Raw genomic sequence first — 25188 nt, 5'->3', positions numbered from 1 at the left:
GGCCGTCGTCAACTAAGACGCAGCGGCTGACATGCCTGACGCCCCGGCGCCCCATCCCGGGGCTACCGGGGCGTTTCGCTACCCAGAGAGGCTTTGAGGCCGCCACCGGTTTCGGCCAGTACACGTGGGGCAGGACGGTGGACGAGCCGATGCAGTCGCTCGCGGAGGCCCCGTGGGCGGTGCGCAACCAGGTGCCGCTCGGGTCCGAGGGCAACACGCGGTTCATGGACGCCGTCTACGACGCGCTGTCTGACGGGCGCGGTTCGGCGGGACTGGCCGACTTCCTCGCCCGTGGCGGATACCGGTTCCTGCTGCTGCGCAACGACATCGCGCGTGAACAGACCGGGGCGCCGCCGCTCGCCGTGCTGCGCCAGGGGCTCCAGGGGTCACCCGGCCTCGAGCGCGTCGCCGAGTTCGGGCCGGAGGTCCGGATGAGCGACCAGAAGCTCGTCAGTTCGGTCGACGCGAACGCGACCGGCAGATCCCTGGAGATCTACGAGGTCAAGCGGCCGGTCCCAGGGGTCACGGCGGTCAACGCGGCCGACGTGCCGACGGTGAGCGGCGGGCCGGAGTCGTTGCTGCCGTTGCTGTCGCAGGGCCTGATCAAGGCCGACCAACCGGCGATCCTCACCGGCGACGCGAAGGGGAGAACCGGGGAACTGCTCGTCACCGACGGTCTCAGGCGAAAGGAACGCAACGTCGGCAGGGTGTCGGACAACCTCAGCCAGACGATGTCCGCGGACGAGGTCTCCCGGCAGGGGCGCGTCGCGCTGGACGTGTCGCCGTTCCAGGACGTCGCGCACCAGACCGTGGCCGAGTACCGCGGCATCCGTGCCGTCCGTGCGTCCACCTCGACCGCGTACGCCGACGCGGCCGGGGCGATCGACCCTGCGAACTCGCCGTTCGCCGCGGTGGACGGCGACGGCGGGTCTGCGTGGCACTCGTCGAGCTTCGTCGGGCCCGTCGGGCAGTGGCTGGAGATCGACCTCGACACCCCGAGGTCGGTCGGCGAGGTGACGCTCGACCTGGTCGACGACCTGCGGGTGGGGTGGACCGTCAACCGCATCAGGCTCACCACGGACGTGGGGGAGAGCGATCACGACGTGCCCTCCGGTGGTGGCCCGCACAAGTACGCCGTCCGCCCCGGCCTGACCGGCAGCGTGCGCGTCACGATCCTCGGAGTCGCCGCGGACCGGCAGGACGGCAACGTCGGCATCAACGAGCTGAGCGTGCCGGGCATGACGGCGCAGAGGGCGCTCCGCGTGCCACGTGATCAGGATGCGGCCAAGCCGGGCTTCTCGTTCACCCGAGCCGGCCAGTCACGCCCGGCGTGCTACCGGACCGACGGCGCGGTGCGGTGCGACTCGGCCCTGTCCCGGTTCGGTGAAGAGGTCAACGGCCTCACGCGGCTGTTCCGCACCTCGGCCGACGGGAAGTTCTCCGTGAACGCCACCGTCGTCCCCGCCGCCGGTGCCCAGAATCCGGTGGCACCGGACGGGTTCACCGTGACGGGCTCGACGTCGCTCGCCGGCGACGTCGCGGCAGGCCCGTTGTCCGCTGTGGACGGTGACCCTGGAACGTCGTGGGTGCCGGACGTGACGGACCTGAGGCCCACGCTGACGTTGGCCTGGCAGGGAAAGCGGACCCTGTCGGAGTTCAGGATCGAGGGCACGAAGGGGTCCAGGATCCCCGTCGAGCTCGAGGTGCGCACCGACGCGGGTACCGAGGTCGTGCGCGTCGGCGCGGAAGGCCTCGTCACGATCAAGCCTGCGGACACCGCGAAGCTCGAACTCCTCGTACGCGAGGCAGGCGGTCGCGGCCCGGGACCCGCCGAGATCGGCGAGCTCCGGGTGCCCGCGCTGGACGGCGTGCTGCGGCCGGTGCCTCCGACGACGCCGTTCACCGTGCCGTGCGGGCGGGGACCGGGTCATCGAGGTCGACGGCAAGAAGATCAACAGCTCGGTGACCGGCGTGCTCGGGGACGTCGTGGGCAACCGTCCGCTCAAGGCGACGTTGTGCGACGACGACCTGGCGACCGCGCTGGAGCTGCCGGCCGGTGACCACGTGCTGACCACGTCGCGGTCAGACTCGTTCGTGGTGCAGGACGTGTCCGTGGTCCACCTCGACCTGCCGAAACCCGTTGCGACGCACCGGGAAGTCAGCGTCACCACCTGGGACGCCACCGAACGTGAGATCACCGTCGCGGCGGGAGCGCAGGCGCTGCTCGTGGTGCCGGAGAACGTCAACGACGGCTGGACGGCGACTCTCAACGGGCAGGTGCTGGAGAAGACCCGCGTCGACGGGTGGCAGCAGGCGTGGGTCCTGCCGGAGGGAGACGGCGGCGTGGTCACGCTGGACTTCGTGCCGGACGCCCGCTATCGGACGGGCCTGCTGATCGGCGCGCTGGGAGTGCTGGCGGTCATCGCGCTCGCCGCGATCCCGGCGCGGCGGCGCGTGACGTTCGTGGCGCCGTCGCGGAGCCGGTGGCTGGTGGTCGCGATGCTCGTGCTGCTGGCCGTGCTCGGCGGGATGCTGCCGATCGTGGCGGTGATCGCCTGTCTGCTGGCCCGCGAGTTCTGGGCGGCGGCGCCGAAGGTGATCGCGTTCAGCGGAGTGGCGCTCGGCTCGGCTGTCGCGGTGCTCGGCCGGATCCTGGGCAAGGGACAGGACTGGGCCTACATCCCGCTGGTGCAGGCCGCGATGCTGGTGGCGGTCTCCGCGGTGATCGCGGCCGCGTTCCGCCCGTTCGGTCCGCAGCACGCAACGACCGGGGAAGAAGCGGACACCGAACGGACGGCTCCCGTGGAACCGGTCACGTCCGGATCAGGCTGACCTCGTGCTGCTGCGCGCCTCGATGACGGCGCCGGCGACGACAAGTCCCGCGGTGGCGAGCAACGCACCGGTCACGACCTGAGCGACCGAGCCGTTCAGCCACTGGGTGATCAGCACGATCTCGGCGCCGACCGCGATCCACACGGCGACGGTGGATCGCCGGTCGCCGCTCGCGATCCGGGAGAACAGCAGCAGCTGCACCAACGCGAGGCAGGAGCCGACGAGAGCGAACTGCCACAACGGAATCACGTCGCCGTGGTAGTGCGCGCCACCGATCAGCGAGATGCCCAGCGGTCCGAACAACGCGCAGCCCACGATCACGAACGCGTCGAGGCCCGCGCACACCGCCAGGGCTTTCGGCAGCATGCGGCGGCGTTCGTCCGCGTCGGCCATGCGGGGGAGCACGAGCACGCCCACCGCCTGGGGCAGCCAGTACGCGATCTTCGTGACGACCGCGCCCACCGCGTAGCCTCCTGCCTGGTCCGCGAGCTGGTGCCGGGCCAGCACGAGGTCCAGGTTCACCAACAGCACCAGCGCGAGCATCGCCTGGGACGCGTGCAGCACCTCGGTGCCGCCCAGCGGCCGTGCCGGGCGGGGCCTGCCGCACAGCGTCCACCCGGCCAGCACGACCAGGAACGAGCCGATGGCCGTGCCCGCCAGCACCGAGGTCGACGAGGGGGAGAGCAACAGGCCTGTCACCCCGCCGCCGACCTTGCCGAGTCCTTCCAGCGACACCAGCAACGCCAGCGCGCCGAACCGGTGCGTTCCCTGGAGGAGACCGTGCAGGCCGCCGAGAACGGTGAGCGGGGCGAGGGACAGCGCCAGCCACACGACCGGCCACGGGCCGTCCAGGTGCAGCAGACGGGCCAGCAGCGGCACGAGCGCCAGCGTCAGCACCGTCATGCCCGCGCTCACGCTCAGGCCCAGCCCGAAGAGTGGACGCGGACCGAGGCTCGTCACGCGCAGGGCGGCGACGGTCTGCAGGCTCATCGCCGGCACCACGCCGATGACCACGAGCGCGAGCAGGGCGCTGAGCTCGCCGAACACCGCGGGTGCCAGGGCGCGCGCGGCCGCGATCGTCAGCACGTAGCTCGCCGCGTTGGCGCCCAGCAAGGCGCCGGTGATCAGCAGGGCGTCCAGGCGGGTGGTGGTCGTTGCGGGAGCGGACACGCCGGATCCTTCCGGTGGCAGGGTGTGCCGCAGGGATGTGACGCGGTACTACCCGCTGGTACTACTGGCCGGTAGTTTCGGCGACTGTAGCCCCAGCACAACCGGAGAGGGAGCAAGTGCGGCCGAACGGACTGACGCTCTACGCCACGTGCGCGGCGCTGGCCCTCGCCGTCCTCGCCCCCGTGCTGCTGCCGGGCTACGTCCTCGTCTAAGACATGGTGTTCACGCCGGAGCAACCGCTCAACGCGGCGGCGTTCGGGCTCGGTGACGCGTTGCCGCGGGCGGTGCCGGTGGACGCCGTGGTGGCGCTCGTGACCCAGGTGGTTTCCGGCCAGCTGGTGCAGAAGCTGGTGCTGTTCGCGATCGTCTTCGCCAGCGGCCTGGGTGCGGCACTGCTGGTGCCAACGGACAAGACGGGCGTGCGGGTCGTCGCGGCGGTGGCCTACTCGTGGAACGCCTATGTGGCCGAACGACTCTTCATCGGCCACTGGACGCTCTTGCTGGGGTACGCGGCGCTGCCCTGGGTCGCCAAGGCCGGATTGAAGATGCGCGACGGCGCTCCGCGCGCGTGGACCGGGCTGGTGCTCGCGAGCCTGCCCGCCGTGGTGTCGGCACCGGGCGGGATTCTCGCGCTCGGCACGGCACTGGCCACCGCGGGACGCCGCAAGGCGTGGCAGGTCGTGGCCATCGGCGTGGTCCTGAACGCACCGTGGTGGGTGCCCTCGTTGCTGCACAACGGACTCTCCGACCCTGCGGGCGTCGAGGCGTTCAGCGCGCGCGGCGAGAACTGGGGCGGACCGGTGCTGAGCGTGCTGGGCCTGGGCGGGATCTGGAACGCCGAGGTCGTGCCGGCGAGCCGCGCCAACCCGATGCTTCCCGTGATCACGGTGCTGCTCCTGGGTGCGGCGGTCCTCGGTCTGCGGGCGCTGTCGAAACGCATGCCCGTGTGGCCGCTGGCGGGGCTGGGGGTGCTCGGGGCGGTCCTGGCCCTGGTCGCCGTCCTGCCGGGTGGAGTGCCCGTGCTGGAGGCGTTGATCGAGCACGTGCCGGGTGCCGGGTTGTTGCGCGACAGTCAGAAGTGGGTGGCGTGGCTGGCGCTGCCGTTCGCGATCGGGCTCGCCGTCGCGGTCGAACGGTTGCGCGCGCGGTTGCTCATGGCCGTGCTGCTCCTGGGACTGCTGCCGGACCTCGCGTGGGGCGGGTTCGGGCGGCTCGAACCGGTGGACTACCCGCCGGACTGGGCCGCGGTGCGGGAGAAGCTCGTCGACCGGCCCGGCGATGTCGCGGTGTTCCCGCTGTCGGCGTTCCGGCGGTTCGAGTGGAACGACCGGCGCACCCAGCTGGACCCGGCACCGCGCTACCTGCCGGGCACGACCGTCGTGGACGACTCGCTGTCCGTCGGCGGGCGGATCGTGGCGGGGGAGGACCGCGGGCGGCGCGGGTGCGCGGCGGCGATCTGAGCGGCATCGGCTGGGTCCTGGTCGAGCGCGGGACGCCGGGCAGGGTGGACGAGAACCTGCTGGCACGACTGGAGAAGGTCCACGACGGACCCGACCTCGCCCTGTACCGGGTACCTGGAGCAGTGCCGGATGAACCGAACGGCCCACCCGCTGCACCCGTTGTGCTGGCCTGGGTCGCGGCTGGGTCACTGATCGGTGCCAGCCTGTTGTGGAGACGGTTACCCGTCGGTAGATTCGCGGCACCCCAACGTGAGGAGTAGTCGTGGGCCTGGTTTCGTTCCTGGTCGCGGTCGTCGCCGGGGCCGCGCTCGCCGGCGGCGTTGGCGCGGTCGTCGTCGCGCAGAACCACCCGGACAAGGTGGTGGAGCAGCGGCAGGAGCAGGGGCAGAAGGCAGCGGAGCCCGAGGTGCTGGACTACGGCAGCCGCTGACCTGGTGACCGTGGCCTTCTTCGGAGACCCGGCTGCCTCCTGGAGCATCATGCTGGAGGCGCGGCTGCGTGAAGCGCCGGACCCCGCGGCCGTGGCCGCACGGCTGTCCCGCGCCTCCGAAGACTTCCCCAACCTCGGCCCGGCCGCGTCGGTGTGCCGACCGTCCGACTGGGACGCCGCGCGCACCGAGTTCGCCGACAACCGTTACCACGAAGGCGATCCGCTGGTCCGGGTCGCGCTCGCCGGGGACGACCTGATGATCGCCGCGCACCACGGCGCGGTCGACGGGCTCGGCCTGGTCGCGTTGCTCGGCATCGCGCTCGGCGAACCTGTGCGCAGCTCCGCGACCGGTGTGGCGCAACGACGCCCTGGCCGCCCGTACCTCCTCAACACGCTGGATCGTGTGCGTGAGGCCGTGTGCACGCCTCCTGCCCGCATTCAGCCCGCGCTCCGCGGTACCGAGCCGGGCGACCACCTGGTGTCCCGCACGCTGCCGAACACCAAGCTCGGCAGCGCCAGGCTCACCTCGGCCGCGCTGGACACGACGCGGAGGTGGAACGCGGCTCGGGGCGTCCCGCACGGCCGTGTCGTCGCCGCTGTCGGCGCTTCCTGGCGCGGGGGCGCGGAACCGCGCCCCGAGGTCGGCAGCACGTTGCTGAGACTGCGCCTGCCCGCGAGGACCGACGAGGACGACGTCCGCGTGCTGCTGGCGAACGCGGCACCGGAAGCCGATTTCCCCAGTGAGCGGAACCCGTTGGCACAGCTGGGGATGCGGCTGCTGGCGTCCCGTCTCGGCTCGACCTTCCTCGTGTCGAACCTCGGTGTCGTCGAGGCGAGCGTCAGCGCCCTGCGCTTCTTCCCCGCGGCCACCGGGCGTTCGGGCGTCGCGTTCGGCGTGGTGACGACAGGGGAGGCCACCACGGTCACGGTGCGCGCGCGGCGCAGGGACTTCGACGCCACCGCGGCCGCAGAGCTACTCGACCTGTTGTGCGACGCGGTCCTCACGGGCCACGAGGCGCGGCGGTAGCCGCAGAGCGCCCTGCAGGACGCTCTCGAACGCGTCGAGGCTCTCCTCCCAGCTGAACTGCTGGGCGCGCTCCCTGCCGGCCGCGCCCATCGCCTTGCGCAACGGCCGATCGCGCAGCAGCGTGTCCGCGTGCCGCACGAACTCGTCGAAGTCGTCGGCGAGCAGGCCCGTCCGGTGCTCCACGATCGCCTCTGCCACACCGCCTGCTGACCGGTACGCGATCGTGGGCACGCCGTGCGAGGCGGCCTCCATGATCACGATGCCCCAGCCCTCCTTGACCGACGGGCACAGGTGCACCCACGCCCCGGCGAGGATCTCGTGCTTGGTCTGCTCGTCGACCCAGCCGTGGATGACGACGCTGTCCTGGACACCGCGGTCGATGGCGTGCTGCCGGAGCACGTCCTTCCACGGGCCGTCGCCGACGAGGTCCAGTCGCACGTCCGGCCACTTCGGACGGAGCTGGGCGACCAGGTCGATCGCGTGTTCCAGCCGCTTGTGCGGCACCAGCCGTGACACCGCGACGAGGACGGGCGACTCGGTGCGGGCGGGCGGCCACGGCGGGCGGCGCGTCCAGCCCGTTCGGGACGACGACGGTGCGACGCAGCTCGACGCCGAGCCGGCCCAGTTCGTCCCGCGTCACGTTGGACACCGTGATGTAGCGGCACTTCCGGTACAGCCGGGGCGCGAGCCACGACTCGATCCACCAGCCGATCCGGCCGAAGAACGGGCCCAGGGCGCTGTGCCACTGCTCGCGGTGCACGTGGTGCACCAGCACGAGGACAGGACAGCGCGCCACGAGGCGGCTGAAGAACGGCATGCCGTTCTGCACGTCCACGATGACGTCCGCGTCGGAGCGCAGGATTGCCAGCAGGGCGTGCAGGTAGACCGTGAACTTGTTGCCGCGCCTGCGGAAGCGGACGCCGGCCACCCAGTTGCCGGCGGGGGCGCGGCCGTGGTCGGCGCACTGGATCGCGACCCGATAGCCGAGCTGCGCCAGCCCTTCGGCTATGCGCTCGACATATCGTTCGGACCCGCCGCCCTCGGGGTGTCTCGTGTCGCGCCAATTCACCAGCAGAATGCTCGGCCGGTAATCGGGACAACGCGACATCTACCTCTCCCGGATGCTAGGTTACTGCTAAGTAGTGATACTAGACGTAATGCGGGAGATGGCAATGGTCGAGATCGGTTCAGTTTCGGCCCGAGAGAGTTCGCACAGGCCAACCTTCAAGCGCTCTGTCCGACTTTTTCGCGCGTTTCTGAAAGAGCAGTCCGACCCCGACCACTTCTATCGGATTCTGGCTGACGACTCAGTCGCCCAGGTGTCGTCGTACGTGCCCCTGGGAGGCTCCGTCGTCCTCGACGTGGGCGGTGGTCCCGGCTACTTCGCCGAGGCGTTCCGCGCCGCCGGCGCCCGGTACGTGGGCCTGGACCCGGACGTCGGCGAACTGTCCGCCCGCGGTGAGCCCGACCCCGGCATGATCCGCGCCAGCGGGACGGCGCTGCCGTTCCGCGACGGTTCGGTGGACGTCTGCTACTCGTCCAACGTCCTGGAGCACGTCGACGACCCGTGGCTGATGCTCGCCGAGATGGTGCGTGTGACCAGGCCAGGAGGCACCGTCTTCATGTCCTACACGCCGTGGTACTCGCCCTGGGGCGGCCACGAGACCGCGCCGTGGCACTTCCTCGGTGGCGACTACGCGAGGCGGCGTTATGAGCGTCGCAACGGCAAGCCGCCGAAGAACTCGTTCGGCACCTCCCTGTTCCCGGTGAGCGTCGGGGCGGTCCAGCGGTGGGCTCACCGCCAGACCGTCGCCGACGTGGTCGAGACGTTTCCCCGGTACCACCCGTGGTGGGCGAAGTGGATCACTCGCGTGCCGGGGGTCAGGGAGATCGCCTCGTGGAACTTCGTGATCGTGCTCAGGCGACGTGCTTAGCCCGCCGTCCGAGCACACCGACGAGAATTCCGGCCAACAGCAGCACCAATCCGACGGAAAGCAGGACGATCGGGCCGGTGCTGCTGATCAAATTCAATTTGTCGCGCGCCTCGGAGGCGCGTTCAACCGATTCTTTGACGGTTTTCTCGTTGAAGGTCAAGGTGGCGTCGAGCAGCACCGTTCCTTCTTTGCCGTCCGGTCCCACCAGCACCTGTCGCTGCTGTTCCGAACCCTTGACGATGATTCCGCTGACCGGCTCCACCCACATGGTGCGGGTGTTCTGGTAGCGCCGCTCCGCCTTGACCGAGGCCTCGGTGCTGTTGACCAGCTGGCCGGGCACCTCCTGGTCGCGGAACTTGGTCGACGGGATCTTCTGGACGAACTTGTAGACCTCGAGCCCGCTGAGCTGCTCCGTGCCCTCGTAGCGCGCGGTCGACGCCTTGCGCAGGGTGGTGTCGAAGTACTCGTAGTCCTTGCGTTCCGTGCTGAACGGGAACTTGTAGTTCAGGCCCTCCTGGCGCACCGCCCTGTCGTTGGCGGTGGGGCCCTTTTCGTCATCGGTCACGTATTGCTGGCTGCACTTCTCGAGCGCCATGTTCGTCCGCCGGTCGAGGCACACCCGGTGCTCCATCGCGGAGACGAGCTGGTTGTTGGCGTCGGTGACCACCAAGCCCTGGTCCCACACCATCACGTCGCCCTCGACCTTGGCCTCCGGCAGGGTCAGGTTGCTCTCGACCTTGCGCGTGGCCGTCAGATGGGCGTCCTTGACGACGAGTTCTTTGGGGTAGAAGACCTTCGCCGCACCTTCCGCAACGGATTGCGTCTTCTGGTCGAGCGGCACGACAGCGAGCTCGGGGTACACGTAGAAGCGCAGGACTGCTCCGAGCGCCAGCGAGAAGATGCCCAGTCCTACCAGCACGAGGCTCGCAACACGTCGCACTCGTCCTCCTTCTAGGTGTGAGAGGGACGTCACAGTGGCGTGGAAACTACCGGACAGTAACCTCTGCGCAACCCTCCGACCGGGGTGACTCAAGTCATCTTGATCGGTCCGCGTGGAGAAAGAAGCTACTCGGCCGCCGACTCGCAGAGCCGTTCGGCGGAACCCCTGCTGTCCAACGGGTAGCTGCTGAAGGAACCAGCTCCTTACTCATCGGCAACGATGCCGGAGGAAGAGACACGTGGAAGAAACCCCTGTGTGCTATCCCGGAGCAGCTGAGCAGGCCCGCCTGCTCTCCGGCGGTGCTACCACCGCAGCAGAACTCCTTGCGACGACTGAACGTCGGCTCGACTTGTCGTCGCACGTTTTCACAGATGTCGATTTGGCCGCCGCTCGGCGCAGTGCCGAAGAGGCCGATCGGCGGTTGGCCCGCGGTGAACGTGGACGTTTGCTTGGTCTGCCGCTGGCGGTGGAGGACTCCTTGCCACGTTCGGCATCCGGCGTACTGACTGCGGCCGGAGCCGTCGTGGTGGGATGGACGTCCGCGGCAGAGAGACACCGCAACCCGGCGTCCAGCCTCCCGGCCACGGCACTGGATCCGCGGGTGTCGGGCACGGCTGTCGCCGTCGCCACGGGCGTGGTGTCCGCGGTGCTGGCGCGCCGCGCGCCCGGAGCCGGTCAGGTGCCCGCGGGTGCCGCGGGCGTCGTGGGCTTCGAGACCTACGGCGGATCCGGTGTGCTGGCTCGAAGTGTGGCCGACGTGTCGCACGTCCTGAGCGGACTCGGCTGGCAGGTCAAGCCCGTGGACCGTCCACTGAGGATTGGTGTGTCGCTGCGCGGAGTCTCGATGACCTCGCGGACGCGCGCGCCCATGCGGCGTGCCGTCGAGGACATCGCCGCGCTGTTGTCGTTGCACGTCAACGAGGTGGTGGATCACGACCCGCACCTGGCGAGCGAGTCCAGGCTCCTGCTGGCGCCGCACCTGGCCGCTGGACCTCGAGAGCTGCAACTGCTCGACCGGTTCGTGCCTTCGCCGTTGCGCGGCATCTGCCGCTCGATGCGAGCGGCGGAACGGGCGATGCTGGACCAGATGTTCGCCGGCGTCGACGTTTTGATGACGCCCGGTCACACGGGCCCGGCCGAGACGATGTCGTTGCCCGGCGGAGTGTTGGTGCGCAACGGCGCCACATCGCCCTTCTCTCCGCTCTGGCGCGTCAGCGGATACCCGGCCGTGTCCGTGCGGGCGGGTACGGACGACGGCGGGAATCCGGTGCCGGTGACCCTGATCGCGGTGCCGGCGGCGGAGGGCGCGCTGCTCGGCGTCGCGCGGATCATCGAGGGGGAGTGCGGAGTTCAACGGAGGCCGTAGTCGACGTTCGTGGACGACACCACGTTCTTCAGGTCGAGCGAACTGTCGGGGCTGCTGGCGTTGGTGACGCCGTAGGTGATCGTGCCGGCGAGGCACACACCGGCCACCAGCGCCAGCGCCCCGGCGACCAGACCGCGCCGGTGGAGGAACAGCAGGACCAGCCCGATCGCGACCAGCACAGCGCCGAGGACCCACAGGGCCACGGGCAAGGTGGTGATCATGAACAGCTTCGGCAGGTTCTTCTTGACCTCGTCGGCGTTCGCGGTGACCGAGGCGTTGGTCAGCCGCAGTTCCCCGTTGAACACGGCGGTTCCCTCGCCCTCGCCCTGGGTCGCGGTGCGCAGTTCCTGCCTGATGTCCTCGCGCACCGAAAGCACTGCGCCGGTGGTGGGTTCGACCAGCAACGTGCGGGTCACGCGGTAGTACCGCGTGACGTCCACCGAGGACTCCGGGCGGCCGATCAGCGAACCCGGCACCTCGAGCCGTTCGAGCGCTGTCGGCGGCACCGTGTGCACGAACCGGTACACGTCGAGTCCCTGCAGCAACTGCTCGCCGTCGAAGTGGATGTCGACCGGCTTCTTGAGAACCGTGTCGTACCAACGGTAGTCGCGCTGCTCGGTGTCGAACGGGAACAGGAAGTTGAGGCCGGGCTGCAACAGCTGCCTGCCCTCGGCCGTGATCCGCTTGCCCCGTTCGGTCTCGTAGAACTCTCCGTGGCACGGTGCGACGGCCTCGGCCGTGCGGCGGTCGAGGCAGATCCGCCGCACCTCGGCGCTGAGCACGAGCTTGGCGGACTCCTCCTTGACGATCGTCGCCCGCTTCCAGACGGTGACGTCGCCGTTCTTCTTGATCTCGGGTGCCGCGAGGTCGCCTTCGACGTGCGTGGTCGCCGTGACGCGGAGGCCGTGGCGAATCTCAGGGACTCCGCCGGGTGGATAGACGACGGCGGTGACTCCCTCGCCTTCGGAGACCGAGGTCGTGTTGATGTTGTGCTGCAGCTTGGCGAGGAGGGGATAGGTGTGCAGCTGCAGCACCAGTCCGGCGGCAACAGCGAACGCACCAAGTCCGAGCAGGGCGACGACGACTGCGGTTCGCACGTGTCCTCACAAGGATTCGGTTGGCAGGGAGGGTGTTCCGTGAGGTGCGACTTCCGGTAACCGTGCGTTCAGTTCTACCTCGTGGGTGAGGTAGATCACAAGGGCATACCTGAATCCCATTCGGGTTACCCGGTCGCGTCGGCTGAGTGACGATCAAGGTTCATCTGCATCACGGTGCACGCGAACCCTGGTGGCGCGCTGATCGTCGTGGAGGATCGGCGGCGCAACTGTCCGGTACGGGTCGACGATCTTGGGGGACGTGGAGTATGGGTGTTCGCAGACGGCTCACCGCTGCGTTGGCGGCCGCGGTCGTAGCTTCAACTTGTGCCGCGAGTCCGGCCGGAGCCGCCGGATCGGACCCGGTCTGGCGCCTGGCGCCGATTCCCGGCAACAAGGCCACGAGCAACCTCTGGGACGTGACCGCGGTCGACGCCACGCACGCCTGGGCGGTCGGCATCGAGGGCTACGACCCGGAGCAGCAGTACACGACCGGCGATCCGATGATCCTGCAGTGGAACGGAAACAAGTGGTCCCGTGCGCCACTCCCAGCCGTGCGGGGAAACGTGTCGTTCCAGCGGGTCGCGGCCTCGTCCGCGACCGACGTCTGGGTCACGGGCGGGCCGAGGTCGCACGACGTCGACGACAACGTCACCCTGGTGTGGCACTACGACGGTGCGACGTGGACCGAGGTGCCGTACCCGGCGGGCGCGACCCCGAGCAGGCTGACGATCCGCGATCTGTCCGTTGTGGACGGACGTGCGTGGCTGGTGGGTTACCAAGGCAACACACCGGTGTTCCACGAGTGGACCGGTGGTGCCTGGCGAGAACACCAGCCACCGGCCGAGTGCGTGATGGGCGGCTTCCCGAACTTCTGCACCATCAACGCCGTCAAGGCGTTCGCGGCCGACGACGTGTGGGCGGCGGGCAACGGCATGTGGAACGGTTTCATGGGCCCGCTGCTGTTCCACTGGAACGGCACCGCCTGGCGGGCCGTGCAGGTCGGCCTGAACCAGCAGCCCGTGAGCCTGCAGTCGCTCGACGGCCTGTCCTCCAAGGACATCTGGGCGGTCGGCGACAGCAGCTCGGGCGGCGGCAACGTCGTCGTGCGGGGAGACGGCACCACCTGGCAACAGGTCGGCGGCCTGAACAGCCCGCGCACCCCCGGCGTCGCGGTGGGCGCGGCCCCGTGGGTGCTCGGCAACTATCCACGGGCGTCGTTCAACACCCACGGTCCGGCTGGCTGGACGACCACACCGGCCCCGGCTCCGGCAGGCACGTTGAGCGCGACCTACAACGCCATCGCCGCCGTGCCCGGCACGAACCGGATGATCGCCGTGGGCAACGCGGACGTCCCCGGCACGAGTCCGCTCCGGCTGCAGGCGGTGATCGCCGAGTACACGAGCTGCCGATGAGCTCGAGCATCACCACGTGAGCCGTTCGCGAACATGGCTGGATTCCCCGGATCGCGCCGCTAGCTCGGCCGCCAGGGACGCAACCGGGGAATCCAGCCGGGCACGGCCTCGTGGTAGGCGACGTACTTGTCGCCGAAGCTGCGGCGCAGCGCCGGTTCTTCGTGCCAGCGCACCATCGCGGCGAACGCGGCGCTCACCAGTGCCCCGTAGAGGAACAGAACGAGCTGGCCCAGCACGAGTGCCTGCCCGATGATCAGCGAGAGCACGGCGAGGTACATGGGGTTGCGGACATGGCGGTAGAAGCCGCCGATCACCAGCCGGTCGGGCGGCGCCACCGGGGCCGGCGTGCCGAAGCCCTCGGTGACGAACCGGGCGAACGACGAGATCAGCACGGCGAGAGCGCCGACCAGGACCACCACGCCAATGACCTGGAAGGGCAGCCACGCCGGCAACGGGCGCTCCATCCGCCAGCCGGTGAGCAGCCACGGGACCAGTCCTGCGACGCCTCCCGGCGCGAGCACGAAGAACGCGGCGGAGCCGAGCGCTGCCTTCTTGGTCTGCACGCCGACAGTCTTGGTCAGCACATCCACTCCGGGTAGCCCTGTGCTCCGGATTCGGTACTGGCTTCACCTGGACGGCCCAGTGAGTCTCCAGGTCAGGTGACTGAGCCGCGCCACGACCTCGCTCGCGCCGTCCACTGGACCGAGGTGGAGCACCGATGGGTGAACGGTATGGGCGCAAATCCCCGTCAGCGGTTCGTAAGAACTCCCGGGCCACCGATGCGGCAGGATCACGGCATGGTTCGACTCCGCATCGCCACCGGTTCGGCGGTCCTCGTCATGCTTCTCGCCGCATGTGGTGCAGGTGAGCCGGGACCGGTGTCCCAGCCGCCCTCGGCGACCAGCCCCTCGGCGACCAGCACCGTGGCGTCGCCGACGAGCACCAGCAGCCCGGCGAACGTGCCTGATCAGCTCAAGTTCACCGCCAAGACCGTGGACGGTGCCGAGATCTCCGGTGCCGATCTCGCGGGCAAGCCGGCGGTGCTGTGGTTCTGGGCGCCGTGGTGTCCGAAGTGTCAGCGGGAAGCTCCCGGTATGGCGGCCGCCGCGAAGGACCTCGGCGGAAAGGTCACCTTCCTCGGCGCCGCCGCACTGGACGAGGTGCCCGCGATGCAACAGTTCGTGCAGCGGTACGACCTGAAGTCCTTCCAGCACGTCGCGGACGTCGATTCGGCTGTGTGGAAGAGGTTCGGCGTGACCGCCCAGCCCGCCTACGCGTTCGTCGACACCACGGGGAAGGTGGAGGTCGTCGCGAGCCAACTGTCCGAACAGGACCTGAGGCAGCGGCTCGACCGGCTCGGATGAACGAGACGCTGCTGGTCGCGGTCGTGGCGGGCATGCTCGCCACGGTGAATCCGTGCGGATTCGCCATGCTGCCCGCCTACCTGACCCTCGTCGTCGCAGGCTCGAGCGAACAACCGCGAACGCGGCTGCTCACGCGTGCGGTGGCGTCGAGCGCGATGATGACGCTCGGCTTCGTCACCGTGTTCGGCCTCTTCGGTCTGCTGATCTCCGCGGTCGCGTCGTCGGTGCAGCGGTATCTGCCGTTCGTCACCGTGGTCATCGGCCTCGCACTGGTGGTGCTCGGCGTGCTCCTGCTGGCCGGGCGAGAGATCACGCTGCTCGTGCCGAAGCCGTCGAAAGGTGCGCCGAACCGCCACATCGGCTCGATGTTCGGGTACGGCGTCGCCTACGCGATCGCCTCGCTGTCCTGCACGATCGGCCCGTTCCTCGCGGTCGCCGGCTCCACGTTGCGCGGCGGCGACATCGGCGAAGGCGTCCTGGCGTTCCTGGCCTACGCGCTCGGAATGGGACTGGTGGTCACGGTGCTCGCCGTCGCGACCGCGCTGGCCAGCGACATGGTGACCCGGCGCGCCAGATCGGCGTTGCCACACGTGGCGCGCATCGGCGGCGTGCTGCTCGTGCTCGTCGGCCTCTACGTTGCCTACTACGGCGTCTACGAACTGCGCCTGTTCCTCGGCGACGGTGACCCTGCCGATCCGATCGTCGACGCCGCGGCGACCTTGCAGGGCCTGCTGGTGCAATGGCTGGACGCGATCGGCCCGCTGCCCGTCGCGGCGCTGCTGGCCCTGTTGCTGGCAGCCGGCCTCATCGTGGTTCGCCGGCGCCGGGCCGCTCGTCGTTGACGGGCCTGCGAAACCAGTCGCTGGACCACCGCGTGAGCAACGGCCCGGCCGTGGCGAGGATGAGCACGTAGGCGGTGATGACCGGGCCGATCGCGGCACTCGCGGTGCCGGCCAGGCTGATGATCACGATGGAGAACTCGCCGCGGGCGACCAGGGCGGTGCCCGCGCGGAGCCGTCCGCGCCGCGCGACACCGTCACGCCCGGCGGCGTACCAGCCTGTGCCGATCTTGGTGGCGGCTCCGGCGACGGCAAGGGCGAGGGCAGCGGGGAGTACCGGGAGGAGGTCCGCGGGGCTGACGGCGAGCCCGATGGCGAGGAAGAACGCGGCGGCGAACAGGTCGCGCAACGGGGCCAGCACCGCCCTCGCACGTTCGGCCGCGTTTCCGGTCAAGGTCAGGCCGACGAGGAAGGCTCCCACCGCCGCGGAGACGTCGACGAGCTCGGCGAGCGCGGCGACGACGAGCGTCGTGCCGAGCACGCGGAGCATGAGCTGTTCGGAGTCGGGGTGGGACAGCCACCGGTTGACGTGGTGGCTCCAGCGGTGTGACGCGGCGAAGGCGGCCGCGACACAGCCGACCGCGACGGTCACCCCGGCCGCGGCCCGCCACCAGGTTCCGCCAGAGGCGAGGACAGCCAGCACCGGCAGGTAGACCGCCATCGCGAAGTCCTCGAGGACGAGGACCGACAGCACCGCGGGCGTCTCCCGGTTGCCCAGCCGGCGCAGGTCGTCGAGCAGCCTGGCGATGATCCCCGAGGAAGAGATCCAGGTGGCGCCGGCGAGGGCGAGCACACCGAGCCAGCTCAGTCCGAGCAGCCATCCGGCGATCGCGCCGGGTGCGGCGTTGAGCACGAGGTCGAGCACGGCTGAGGGAACGTGGCGACCCAGGCTGTGGCGGAACTCGGCGGTGTTGAACTCGAGCCCCAGCGTCAGCAGGAGCAGTACGACCCCGATGGACGCACCGGCCTGCACGAACTCGCCCGCCGCGGGAACCGGTGCGATGCCACCTTGACCGAGCGCCAGTCCGGCGATCAGGTACAGCGGGATGGGTGAGAACGACCAGCGTCTCGCGAACGCGCCGAGCCCGCTGAGCACCACGAGGATGATGCCCAGTTCGAGCAACAGCGCGACCGAGGTGTGCACGTCAGCTCTCGATGATCGCGCGCACGCCGTTGATGCCGTCGTGAGTGCCGATCACGACCAGCACGTCGCCAGGCCGCAGCAGCTCGTCCGGTGTGGGCGAGGCGATCACGTCCTCGCCGCGCACAACGGCGACGATCGACGCGCCCGTGAGGGTACGCGCTCGCGTGTGGCCCAACGGCTGGTTCGCGTGTGAGGAGATCGCGGGGACGGTGATCTGTCCCGCGCTGAGACCGGGGACTTCCTTGGTGAGGTCCGCGAATCGCTGCGCGATGCGCGGTGCACCGAGGATCTCCGCGACCGTGTCGGCTTCCTCCGGGGTGAGCCGGAACAGCCTCCTGCCTTCGTCGGGATCCGTGTCGGAGTAGTCGATCACCTCGAAGTCGCCGCTGCGCCGGGCGACGATGCCGATGCGCTTGCGATCGGAGTTGGTGAACTCGTACCGCAGGCCTACGCCTGGGAGCAGAACCTCGTTCACATCCATGGGGTCATGATGCCCAGCTCCGGAGGCACGTGCAGCCGAGCAGGACATCCCGCTCAGCAGTGTCAATGCGAACCGGTGAGTTGCCCAGACAGCTTGGTGTGCAGTCGTTCGCTGTGCGGGTTGAGGCCGATGATCTCGGCTTCGACGCCGCGGGAGGCGAACTTCGCGGTGACCGCGTCCAGGGTGGCGACGGCCGAGCTGTCCCAGACGTGTGCGCCGGAGAGGTCGATGACCACTTTGGACACGGTGTCGGTGTAGTCGAAAGACTGCATCAACTCGTTGGTGGAGGCGAAGAACAGCTCGCCGGTGACGGCGTAGACACGGATGTCGCCGTCGGGGTCGAGCACGCTGGAGACGTCGACGAGGTGCGCGACGCGGCGGGCGAAGAAGATCGCGGAGAGCAGTGCGCCGGCCAGCACGCCGAGGGCGAGGTTGTGGGTGGCGACCACGGTGCCGACCGTCACGACCATCACAGCGGTTTCGCTCTTCGGGGTGCGGCGCAGCGTGGAGAGCTTGATGCTGGTCCAGTCGAAGGTGCTGATCGACACGAAGACCATGACCGCGACGAGCGCGGCCATCGGGATCAGTGAGACGACCGGGCCGAGCACGAAGACCAGGATCAGCAGGAACACACCGGCCGCGAGGGTCGAGAGTCTGGTGCGGCCGCCGGACTTCACGTTGATCATCGACTGGCCGATCATCGCGCAGCCCGCCATGCCGCCGAGGAAGCCGGTGGCGATGTTGGCGATGCCCTGGCCGCGCACCTCCGTGCCCTTGCTGGAGCCGGTGTCGGTGATGTCGTCGAGCAGCTGTGCGGTGAGCAGCGACTCGATCAACCCGACCGCGGCCAGCGTCAGCGCGTAAGGCGCGATGATGGCGAGCGTGTCGAGGGTGAACGGAACCATCGGCAGGCCGAAGCCGGGTAGCGCGGTGGGCAGCTCGCCCATGTCGCCGACGGTGGGTACGGCGATGTGCAGGAACACGGTCAGCGCGGTGACCACCACGATGGCGACCAGCGGCGCGGGCACGACCTTGGTGAGCAGGGGGAGCAGGTAGATGATCGCGAGGCCGAGCACGGCCAGTGCGATGACGGGCCAGCCGCCCTTCGTGATGTGCGGGATCTGCGCAGCGAACAGCAGGATCGCGAGCGCGTTGACGAACCCGACCATGACGGTGCGCGGCACGAACCGCATGAGCTTGTGCACACCGAGCAGCCCGAACAGGATCTGGAACGCGCCGGTGAGGACGGTCGCGGCGAACATGTACTCGATGCCGTGGTCGCGCACCAGCGACACGAGCACCAAGGCCATGGCACCGGTGGCCGCGGAGATCATGGCGGGCCGGCCGCCGGCGAACGCGATGATGATCGCGATGGTGAACGAGGCGTAGAGGCCGACCTTCGGATCGACACCGGCGATGATCGAGAACGACAACGCCTCCGGGATCAGCGCGAGCGCGACGACCAGGCCGGACAGCAGATCGGCGCGCGGGTTGGCGAACCAGGTCGTGTGGACGCGCTGCGGCAGGGACGGCCGAGTGGCGGCCTGGAACGAGGACATCAGCACCTCAGGAGATGGCACGGGACCGTCGGGCGGTGCCTCGCGCGATGAGCACGGTTCAACGTCCCGGCGCTGCAGAGCCGCCTGGGACACGTGGTGGGTGAGGGGTTGTGCGGGAGCTGGAACCTGCTGGTCCGCAGTGCATGACGGGGAAGCTGGCCGCGGCCGCTCCGGCGCAACCGGAGAACCCTAACCCTGCGCGAGGGTCGAGTCTGCTTCGGACAGAGTGATCGTGAGCAACGTCTCCGGATCATGGACGGCGACCTGTCGATCTTGACGGACTTGATGCGGAACTCACCGCCGGACCGGGTCGCGCCCGGCCCACCACCCGGCCGCGACGACCAGGAACAGGCATCCCGTCGCGAGGATCAGGCCGAGTTCGACGGCGGGGCCGCGCTCGGCCGGGTGGCCCACCGTCCAGCCGAACACAGGTCCGAGAAACGCCAGGCCGGTCAGCACGGCGGCGGCGCTGACCACCGCCGCGCGTGATCGGCGCAGCACCCCCTGAGCCAGCGTGAGACAGATGGCGGTGCCGGTCAGGCACAGCGCGAGCACCAGCCCAGGCCCGGTCGACGTCCCGGCGCTCGCGGTGAAGAACACCACCGCGCCGGTGATCGGGACAGCCGCCACGAGGAGCAGGACGAGTGGCATCAGGACGGTGAGCCCGTGTCCGAGCCGGGCACGGGCCCGGCCGGTCGCGACCGACATCCCGATCAGCACCGCGAGCAGGGTGATCAGTCCGGCGTCGATGATGTCGTCACCGATCACCTGGCCGAACCCGGTGAGCGGCGCGGGGCGGATGTCCAGCCCGGTCGCGGTGACCACGACCGGCACGCGGCGCCAGGCCCCGTCGCCGCTGCGGATCGCCAGCCCTTCCACACCGTTGGCCACGATCACCTCGTGTCCACCTGGGACGGTGCGGACCAGGACGTCGACACTGGCCACTTTGGACAACCGATCCACCCCGCCGGGAAACGGGTGCTGGCGCTTGACGAACGGCCACCGGGCGGCGGGCACCTCCCAAGCGGTCTGCCAGGTCTGACCGGCGTCGGTCGTTTCGTCGACTCCGAGCAGACGGCCACCGCGCGGCGTCGTCTCAGAGGGGTCGAGGTCACCGCCGCCGTGCACGCGGTAGCAGTGTGCGGCGTCATCGGGCACGCAGGCTTCGAGCTGCGGCCGGCGCTCCGGCACCTGCTCGGGCGGCGTCTCCGGCAGAGGCGTCCAGTCGCCGACGCCGGACCGGGAACTGTAGAACCGCCCGTCCGCCTCGATCATCACCTGCTCGCCCACGACCTTCACGGCGTCGACCGACGGGAGCGTGGCGGAGGGCGCCGAAGTAGCGGTGATCCCCAGAACCGCGAACGGCACCGCGACCATCACCCGCAACCGGTGAGCCGGGCCGTCCGGAAGCGGCGGAGCCGCAGCCACCCGCAGCCAGGCCCACCACGCGATGCCCAGCGCGGGCAACGCGACCAGGTCGCTCGGGTCGGCCAGGACGACCGAAGGCCCGTTGACGACCGACCACGCCGCCGACGCGACCCCAGCGCCCGCGGTGGTCAGCTTCACCCACGCGAATCCGGCTCCGGTCAGCAGAGTTGCGGCCGCGGCGCCGATCCGGCCGGCACGGAAGAGGCCGAACAGCAGCCCCAGCACCGCCGGTGCCACCACCAGTCCGGCGACGTCACTGAGCTTGCCGGTGACCAGTCCCGGCCAGGCCTGCTTGAACACGTGGTCGTTGAGCAGCAGGACCGCGGTGGCCCCGACGGTCAGCGGATGCGCCACCCAGCGCAGGAAAACCCCAGCTCGCATGAGGCACAGCCTGCGGTGCCGCGATCACGGTCGTGACTCGGCCCGGCCCCAGATCGGCGCAGGCAAGCGGGTCGGGACGTCAGGGGCGTCCAATGGTCATGCCCACCAGGTGTTCCACGAGATGGGTGAGGGCGTCGGGGTCGTCTGCGATTTCCGGTACTGCCGACGGTGTGGCTCTCCGGAGCTGGACCCAGCCGACGTAGGCGGCATAGGCGACCACCGCCTGGTGCCGTGCCTGCGTGGGCGGCAAGCCGAGTTCGGCGTACCCGTCGGCGAGGAACGCCACGCGGCGTTGGGTGACACGGTGCAGGACGGGCGCCACCACGGGGTCGTCCGCGTGCGCCACGAGCGCGGGCTCCAGCCCGCTGGTCGGGTCCTCGGTGATCGCAATGCGGAACAGCGTGCGCAACCTCTGGCGCGGATCCGCGATCTCGGCCACCCGTTCGATGACCGCGTCCGTTCCCTGCTGCTCCCACCACTCGAGCGCCTCGCGCAACAGCGCGTTCCTGTCCGTGAAGTGCCAGTAGAAGCTGCCGCGGGTCATCCCGAGCCGCTGCGCGATCGGTTCCACGGCGACAGCGCCGACCCCGCCCTCGGCCAGAGCGGTGAGCGCCGCGGTGAGCCAGTCCTGTTTGGAAAGTCGGGGCTTCGCCACCTTCCATACAGTACTGTACGGAAAACCATACAGGACTGTATGGAACGTAGTGGAGGTCCCCGATGACCGTCTTGGCCCTGCTCACCGCCATCGTGTTGCTGCTGGTCGGCGCATTGCACGTCGTGTGGATGTTCTCGCCGTGGCCGCTGCGCACCCGTGAGGAGTTCGCCCGACGAGTGGTCGACGTGCCGGTCGAGAAGCTGCCGACCCCGTCTCTGACGGCGGTGGTGGCGTTGCTGCTCGGCGTGGCCGGTTATCTGGTGGTCGCCCGCGCCGGGCTGGTCGCCGTGGTCGGCCCAGGATGGCTTCCGGCGGTGGGCACGGGCGGTGTCGCGGCGGTGCTCGCACTGCGCGGCGCGGGTGGACTGGTGATGTCGACCCGCCGCAGCACCGAGTTCGCCCGGCTTGATCGGCGCTACTACTCGCCGCTGTGCCTGGTCCTTGCCGTGTCCTGTACCGCCGTCGCGGTGCTCGGCCATGCCTGATCGCCCGGCCTTCCGCGATCAGTTGCCGCGCGGGCCGAAGGCGCGGTCGAGGACGTCGCGGGAAACGGCGTCGCCGAGCCGATGCCCGTCCTCGGCGGCGAAGCGGTAGTGCACCCCGGCCCACACCCTGGCCTGGTTCAGTTCAGCCATGGCCCGGGAGAGGCTGTGGTAGTGGCGGGTGGTGCCGGAGTCGGCGCTGTGGGCGCTGAAGGACAGGTTGTCGCGGCCGAAGAACTTGTGCAGCGCTGTCGTGGTGGCGGCGGTGAAGCAGGCGTGCCCTGACGGGTATTCCGGTGACGGCGCGGTGGTCCGAAGTGGGGTCCAAGCCGGATCGGCGTCGGTGGCCGGGTTGCCGTCGGTGTCGGCGAGCGGGATCGCTGTCACCGGACGCCAGAAGCTCCAGCGCTTCTTCGACTGGTAGCAGGCGATGAGCGCGTCGGCGGCGGCAATGTCCACCATCGCGAACATGCGGGATGTCTGCAGGGCGCCGAGCCGGTGGGTCGTGGCGAGCTGACGTTTGATCGACCATTCCACCAATCGCGGGTCGTCCCACCAGATCGCCGCGTCGGTCTGGTCGGGTGTGCGCGTCGTGCTGGTGGCCGAGCCGAGTGTCTTGACCTCGTTCAGGTCGCGGGCGTAGGCGGCGCTGGTCAGGGCAGGCGGCCCAGGTGTGCGGTAGTTCCCGGGGTCGATGACGAACGGCTTCAGGGTGGCGAACCAGGCGCCGACCTGGAGGAAGTCTGGCGGGGTTGGCCGCCACTGGCCAGGGGCGGTGCCCACGGGCCAGGTCGCGTCGGAGAACGCGCCGTCGTTGCGACGGGCATTGATCATCGCCGTCGCCGTGGCCTGGCCGACAGCGATGCCGCCGCGCTCGGAGGGGCCGTCGGGGATTGCGGCGAGCGACTCCTCGTACTGCGTGCGCAGGGAGCCGGCTTGGGCGGGGAAGAGCCACTCGAGCGTGCGGTAGGCCGCGGTGGCGACGGCCGCCGGGGTCGAGTCGCCCGGCCGGCTGCGAGGGGCGATCAGGTACGGCTTGTACGGGGTGCCGGCGATCGCGTTGACCGCGTCGTACACCGCGCCCTGCGCTATCGCGAAGCTACGAGCGGCAGCGGTCGGCGACTGCCGAGCAACCTCGTGGATGGCGTTCTGGGCATGGACGTTCCAGGTGATGACGGCGTTAGGTTGGGGTGTGGCTGCGGCGCTCTGTGCTGTGGTGGCCGTGAACACCACTGGCACGGTCACGGAAAGCGCGGTCAGGAGAGCTGTCCCGCACAATCCGCGCAGTTTTCCAGGCTCGCGAATTCGACGTGTCATGGAATCCCCCAGAGACCCATAGGTGACAGTTGCCACGAAGGTTCCAGTATCCAGCTGCGGTGAAGCACGGGCAACGAGTCTTGCCGAGTTAGTGCTTGCTCCGAACGCTGCACGTCGTCATGCGGTCTCCGAGATCGTGGCCCTTCCTCGAATTTCCAACTCATTCTGCGTGTGTGAAAGATGATATTCGCGCAACCGATGAGTTTTCCGCGTCGCGCCGGTCTGCATGCCGGACCGATTCACGGAAGGTTGGAGCCATGCGGAAACTTTCCCGGCGGCGTGGTCCTGACCAGGTACGAGACGAGGCGCTGTCCACAGCGCAGAGCTGAGCAGGCGACCGAACAGCGGCGCCCCGTCCGTGACGGGGTGCCGCTGTCGAAGCCAGGCCGGCCGGTCCTCGACTACGCGTCCTGGGCGCGGCGGGCCACCAGGCTGATGCTGGTGACTCCGAACTTCGCCGAGGCGCCGGCCGCTTGGTCGGAGAGGAATCGGTAGTCGTTCTCACGGACGGTGTCGATCTCGAATCCGGCGGTGCGGATGGCGGCGAGGTAGTCGTCGCGTTGTGCGGCTCCGCCGATGCACGCCGCCCACAGTGACGCGTCGCAGGTGACGCCCTCCGGGAGGGGCACGGCCGTCACGATGTCGGCGATGGCCAGCCGTCCGCCTGGCCGCAACGCCCTGGCCGCTGCGGCGAACACCGCCGGTTTGTCCGGTGAGAGGTTGATGACGCCGTTGGAGATGACGCAGTCCACCGACTCGTCCGCGACCGGTGGGTTTTCGATGTGGCCGTCGCGGAACTCGGCGTTCGCCAACCCCGCTTCGGCGGCGAGCCGGCTCGCCTTGTCCCGTTGCGCCGCAGTCATGTCCACGCCGATGACCCTGCCGGTGGGCCCGGTCGCCAGTGCGGCGAGGAAGCTGTCGGTGCCGGAGCCGCTGCCCAGGTCGAGCACGGTCTCGCCCGGCCGGATCGCGGCGAGGTCGAGGAAGTGGCCCACGCCCGCGAAGGACTCGATCGCCGAGGCCGGAACGGCGTCGAGGTCGACCGCGGGGTAGCCGAGGCGTTCGGCGAGAGCTCGGCCGGTTTCGAAGTGGAACTCCTGGTGGGGTTCTAGGGCCACCTGCTCGTACATGGCCTTGACCCTGGTTTCCAGCTCGGTGATGTCGAGCCGGCGCGTCGTGCTGGTCACCGGAAGCTGCTTCAGTAGCTGAACGTGGTCGCGGGATCGTCGCCGATCCACTTCCACAACGGGATGGTGCCGTTCAGCTCCGCCCCGGGAATGAGATTGTCGGCGTCGAGTTGCTTGGCGTTGAAGCAGATCGGACAGACGTAGTAGCGTCCGCCCGCCACCTCGTAGCGCTTGAACAGGTCCGCCAGCGGCGGGCAGCCGTCGCACGCGGCGCCCACAGCGGTGCCGGTCAGTGCGAGGCGTACCGCCTCTTTGGACAGGAAGAACAGCGTCTCGCGTCCGGTCTCGGCGGCGCCGACCGCGACGAGGAACGCGACGGTCACCTTCTCCGCGTCCTCGAGCCCCGTCGAGAGACTGATGACTGCTTTGTTCGACATGGTCCGCTCCTTTTCGTCGGAAACAGGACGTTAGAAGCGGGAAGGGCCCGTGTCGTCGGGCGTTCTCCCTACAGATCGAGCGGGTCGAGCAGGCCGTTGCGCAGCGCGAACAACGTCGCGGTCGAGCGTGACGACGCCCCGGTCTTGGTGTAGATCCGTTCGATGTGCGTTCCGGCCGTCTTGCGCGAGATCCCCAGCCGGTCGGCGACTTCGCCGGTCTGCGCGCCGCGCGAGATCAGGACCAGCACCTCGACCTCACGCGGGGTGAGCCCGGCAGGACCCGACACCCGCCGCCGGCTGCCGTTG

General features: G+C 69.6%; 26 protein-coding genes and 1 pseudogene. 12 read left to right on the top strand and 15 right to left on the bottom strand.

Annotated features, from left to right (window positions below):
- Window positions 1-2060: alpha-(1->3)-arabinofuranosyltransferase domain-containing protein (locus FXN61_RS29815; protein ID WP_223165655.1), on the top strand; the 2060-nt coding region annotated here is incomplete at its 5' end.
- The gene (locus tag FXN61_RS29810; RefSeq protein ID WP_167977326.1) at window positions 1972-2832 is read left to right on the top strand and encodes a hypothetical protein; all 861 of its coding nucleotides are present in this window, start codon (window positions 1972-1974) and stop codon (window positions 2830-2832) included. The genes FXN61_RS29815 and FXN61_RS29810, both read left to right, overlap by 89 nt.
- Here the strand turns inward: FXN61_RS29810 and FXN61_RS29805 are convergent.
- Window positions 2824-4002, bottom strand: coding sequence for a polysaccharide biosynthesis protein (locus FXN61_RS29805; RefSeq protein WP_167977325.1), 1179 nt, complete (start codon window positions 4000-4002; stop codon window positions 2824-2826). The genes FXN61_RS29810 and FXN61_RS29805 overlap by 9 nt on opposite strands.
- A gap of 215 nt (window positions 4003-4217) precedes the next feature.
- Between FXN61_RS29805 and FXN61_RS29800 the strand changes: the two genes are divergently transcribed.
- Genes FXN61_RS29800 through FXN61_RS29790 form a run of 4 tightly spaced genes read left to right on the top strand, consistent with a single transcriptional unit; the run spans window position 4218 to window position 6919 of the window.
- Window positions 4218-5462: an MmpA family trehalose lipid delivery protein gene (locus FXN61_RS29800; RefSeq protein ID WP_246292169.1), complete on the top strand. Its 1245-nt coding sequence runs from the start codon at window positions 4218-4220 to the stop codon at window positions 5460-5462.
- Window positions 5444-5722 (top strand): hypothetical protein, encoded by a 279-nt coding sequence (locus FXN61_RS52925; protein WP_246292168.1) that lies wholly within the window; start codon window positions 5444-5446, stop codon window positions 5720-5722. Before FXN61_RS29800 ends, FXN61_RS52925 begins: the two co-directional genes overlap by 19 nt.
- Before the next feature lie 2 nt (window positions 5723-5724).
- Window positions 5725-5892 (top strand): hypothetical protein, encoded by a 168-nt coding sequence (locus FXN61_RS29795; RefSeq protein WP_167977324.1) that lies wholly within the window; start codon window positions 5725-5727, stop codon window positions 5890-5892.
- Window positions 5893-5902: 10 nt separating this feature from the next.
- Window positions 5903-6919, top strand: coding sequence for a hypothetical protein (locus FXN61_RS29790; RefSeq protein ID WP_312878088.1), 1017 nt, complete (start codon window positions 5903-5905; stop codon window positions 6917-6919).
- Here the strand turns inward: FXN61_RS29790 and FXN61_RS52920 are convergent.
- Window positions 6866-7435, bottom strand: coding sequence for a glycosyltransferase family 4 protein (locus FXN61_RS52920; protein ID WP_312878087.1), 570 nt, complete (start codon window positions 7433-7435; stop codon window positions 6866-6868). The genes FXN61_RS29790 and FXN61_RS52920 overlap by 54 nt on opposite strands.
- 112 nt (window positions 7436-7547) lie before the next feature.
- Window positions 7548-8027 (bottom strand): annotated as a pseudogene (locus tag FXN61_RS52915) (glycosyltransferase); the annotation flags it as partial.
- A 223-nt stretch (window positions 8028-8250) separates the two neighbouring features.
- Between FXN61_RS52915 and FXN61_RS29780 the strand changes: the two are divergent.
- Window positions 8251-8853 (top strand): methyltransferase domain-containing protein, encoded by a 603-nt coding sequence (locus FXN61_RS29780; RefSeq protein WP_312878086.1) that lies wholly within the window; start codon window positions 8251-8253, stop codon window positions 8851-8853.
- Here the strand turns inward: FXN61_RS29780 and pgfA (FXN61_RS29775) are convergent.
- Complete coding sequence (gene pgfA, locus FXN61_RS29775; protein ID WP_167977323.1) at window positions 8837-9793, bottom strand: cell envelope lipid trafficking protein PgfA; 957 nt, start codon at window positions 9791-9793, stop codon at window positions 8837-8839. The genes FXN61_RS29780 and pgfA (FXN61_RS29775) overlap by 17 nt on opposite strands.
- Before the next feature lie 478 nt (window positions 9794-10271).
- Here pgfA (FXN61_RS29775) and FXN61_RS29770 point away from each other — a divergent pair, with 478 nt between their 5' ends.
- The gene (locus tag FXN61_RS29770) at window positions 10272-11159 is read left to right on the top strand and encodes an amidase family protein (RefSeq protein ID WP_167977322.1); all 888 of its coding nucleotides are present in this window, start codon (window positions 10272-10274) and stop codon (window positions 11157-11159) included.
- Here FXN61_RS29770 and pgfA (FXN61_RS29765) read toward each other — a convergent pair.
- Window positions 11144-12256, bottom strand: a complete 1113-nt coding sequence (gene pgfA / locus FXN61_RS29765; RefSeq protein WP_167977321.1) for a cell envelope lipid trafficking protein PgfA — start codon at window positions 12254-12256, stop codon at window positions 11144-11146. The genes FXN61_RS29770 and pgfA (FXN61_RS29765) overlap by 16 nt on opposite strands.
- A gap of 266 nt (window positions 12257-12522) precedes the next feature.
- On the opposite strand from pgfA (FXN61_RS29765), the gene FXN61_RS29760 reads away from it, so the two are divergent.
- Window positions 12523-13668 (top strand): beta propeller repeat protein, encoded by a 1146-nt coding sequence (locus FXN61_RS29760; RefSeq protein ID WP_167977320.1) that lies wholly within the window; start codon window positions 12523-12525, stop codon window positions 13666-13668.
- Between the two features lie 59 nt (window positions 13669-13727).
- On the opposite strand, the gene FXN61_RS29755 is transcribed toward FXN61_RS29760, so the two are convergent.
- Window positions 13728-14252: a methyltransferase family protein gene (locus FXN61_RS29755; protein WP_223165654.1), complete on the bottom strand. Its 525-nt coding sequence runs from the start codon at window positions 14250-14252 to the stop codon at window positions 13728-13730.
- A gap of 213 nt (window positions 14253-14465) precedes the next feature.
- Between FXN61_RS29755 and FXN61_RS29750 the strand changes: the two genes are divergently transcribed.
- Entirely contained in the window at window positions 14466-15032 is a 567-nt protein-coding gene (locus tag FXN61_RS29750) for a redoxin domain-containing protein (protein ID WP_223165653.1), read from the top strand.
- Window positions 15029-15874 carry a cytochrome c biogenesis CcdA family protein gene (locus FXN61_RS29745; RefSeq protein WP_167977319.1) on the top strand — a complete coding sequence of 282 codons (846 nt, stop codon included), beginning with the start codon at window positions 15029-15031 and terminating at the stop codon, window positions 15872-15874. Before FXN61_RS29750 ends, FXN61_RS29745 begins: the two co-directional genes overlap by 4 nt.
- Here FXN61_RS29745 and FXN61_RS29740 read toward each other — a convergent pair.
- The 5 genes from FXN61_RS29740 to FXN61_RS29720 form a co-directional block, all read right to left on the bottom strand.
- Window positions 15837-17015, bottom strand: a complete 1179-nt coding sequence (locus tag FXN61_RS29740) for a cation:proton antiporter (RefSeq protein ID WP_167977318.1) — start codon at window positions 17013-17015, stop codon at window positions 15837-15839. The two genes, FXN61_RS29745 and FXN61_RS29740, sit on opposite strands and share 38 nt — an antisense overlap.
- Before the next feature lies 1 nt (window position 17016).
- A complete protein-coding gene (locus FXN61_RS29735; protein ID WP_167977317.1) occupies window positions 17017-17496 on the bottom strand; it encodes a cation:proton antiporter regulatory subunit in 480 nt (159 codons plus the stop codon).
- Between the two features lie 62 nt (window positions 17497-17558).
- The gene (locus FXN61_RS29730; RefSeq protein ID WP_167977316.1) at window positions 17559-19055 is read right to left on the bottom strand and encodes a SulP family inorganic anion transporter; all 1497 of its coding nucleotides are present in this window, start codon (window positions 19053-19055) and stop codon (window positions 17559-17561) included.
- A 294-nt stretch (window positions 19056-19349) separates the two neighbouring features.
- The gene (locus tag FXN61_RS29725; RefSeq protein ID WP_167977310.1) at window positions 19350-20864 is read right to left on the bottom strand and encodes a hypothetical protein; all 1515 of its coding nucleotides are present in this window, start codon (window positions 20862-20864) and stop codon (window positions 19350-19352) included.
- 79 nt (window positions 20865-20943) lie between these two features.
- Window positions 20944-21519: a TetR/AcrR family transcriptional regulator gene (locus FXN61_RS29720; RefSeq protein ID WP_167977315.1), complete on the bottom strand. Its 576-nt coding sequence runs from the start codon at window positions 21517-21519 to the stop codon at window positions 20944-20946.
- 62 nt (window positions 21520-21581) lie between these two features.
- Between FXN61_RS29720 and FXN61_RS29715 the strand changes: the two genes are divergently transcribed.
- On the top strand, window positions 21582-22004 hold the full coding sequence (locus FXN61_RS29715) for a DUF3995 domain-containing protein (protein ID WP_167977314.1): 423 nt from the start codon (window positions 21582-21584) through the stop codon (window positions 22002-22004).
- An 18-nt stretch (window positions 22005-22022) separates the two neighbouring features.
- On the opposite strand, the gene FXN61_RS55760 is transcribed toward FXN61_RS29715, so the two are convergent.
- The 4 genes from FXN61_RS55760 to FXN61_RS29695 form a co-directional block, all read right to left on the bottom strand.
- The gene (locus FXN61_RS55760; RefSeq protein WP_223165652.1) at window positions 22023-23246 is read right to left on the bottom strand and encodes a vanadium-dependent haloperoxidase; all 1224 of its coding nucleotides are present in this window, start codon (window positions 23244-23246) and stop codon (window positions 22023-22025) included.
- A 473-nt stretch (window positions 23247-23719) separates the two neighbouring features.
- The gene (locus FXN61_RS29705) at window positions 23720-24505 is read right to left on the bottom strand and encodes a methyltransferase domain-containing protein (protein ID WP_223165651.1); all 786 of its coding nucleotides are present in this window, start codon (window positions 24503-24505) and stop codon (window positions 23720-23722) included.
- Window positions 24506-24516: 11 nt separating this feature from the next.
- Complete coding sequence (locus tag FXN61_RS29700) at window positions 24517-24882, bottom strand: DsrE family protein (protein WP_167977312.1); 366 nt, start codon at window positions 24880-24882, stop codon at window positions 24517-24519.
- Window positions 24883-24950: 68 nt separating this feature from the next.
- On the bottom strand, window positions 24951-25188 hold a 238-nt coding region (locus FXN61_RS29695), incomplete at its 5' end, for a response regulator transcription factor (RefSeq protein ID WP_167977311.1).

The sequence above is a fragment of the Lentzea indica genome, from assembly GCF_012184385.1.
GTDB classification, from domain to species: domain Bacteria; phylum Actinomycetota; class Actinomycetes; order Mycobacteriales; family Pseudonocardiaceae; genus Lentzea; species Lentzea indica.
This window is presented reverse-complemented; position numbering and strand designations above follow the sequence as displayed.

What these genes read in the sequence shown, in the direction of transcription:
- FXN61_RS29700 (WP_167977312.1), bottom strand. Translation starts at nt 24,882, where the DNA reads ATGTCGAACAAAGCAGTCATCAGTCTCTCGACGGGGCTCGAGGACGCG.
- FXN61_RS29730 (WP_167977316.1), bottom strand. Translation starts at nt 19,055, where the DNA reads ATGTCCTCGTTCCAGGCCGCCACTCGGCCGTCCCTGCCGCAGCGCGTC.
- FXN61_RS29725 (WP_167977310.1), bottom strand. Translation starts at nt 20,864, where the DNA reads ATGCGAGCTGGGGTTTTCCTGCGCTGGGTGGCGCATCCGCTGACCGTC.
- FXN61_RS29800 (WP_246292169.1), top strand. Translation starts at nt 4,218, where the DNA reads ATGGTGTTCACGCCGGAGCAACCGCTCAACGCGGCGGCGTTCGGGCTC.
- FXN61_RS29735 (WP_167977317.1), bottom strand. Translation starts at nt 17,496, where the DNA reads ATGGATGTGAACGAGGTTCTGCTCCCAGGCGTAGGCCTGCGGTACGAG.
- FXN61_RS29750 (WP_223165653.1), top strand. Translation starts at nt 14,466, where the DNA reads ATGGTTCGACTCCGCATCGCCACCGGTTCGGCGGTCCTCGTCATGCTT.
- FXN61_RS29760 (WP_167977320.1), top strand. Translation starts at nt 12,523, where the DNA reads ATGGGTGTTCGCAGACGGCTCACCGCTGCGTTGGCGGCCGCGGTCGTA.
- FXN61_RS29715 (WP_167977314.1), top strand. Translation starts at nt 21,582, where the DNA reads ATGACCGTCTTGGCCCTGCTCACCGCCATCGTGTTGCTGCTGGTCGGC.
- FXN61_RS29745 (WP_167977319.1), top strand. Translation starts at nt 15,029, where the DNA reads ATGAACGAGACGCTGCTGGTCGCGGTCGTGGCGGGCATGCTCGCCACG.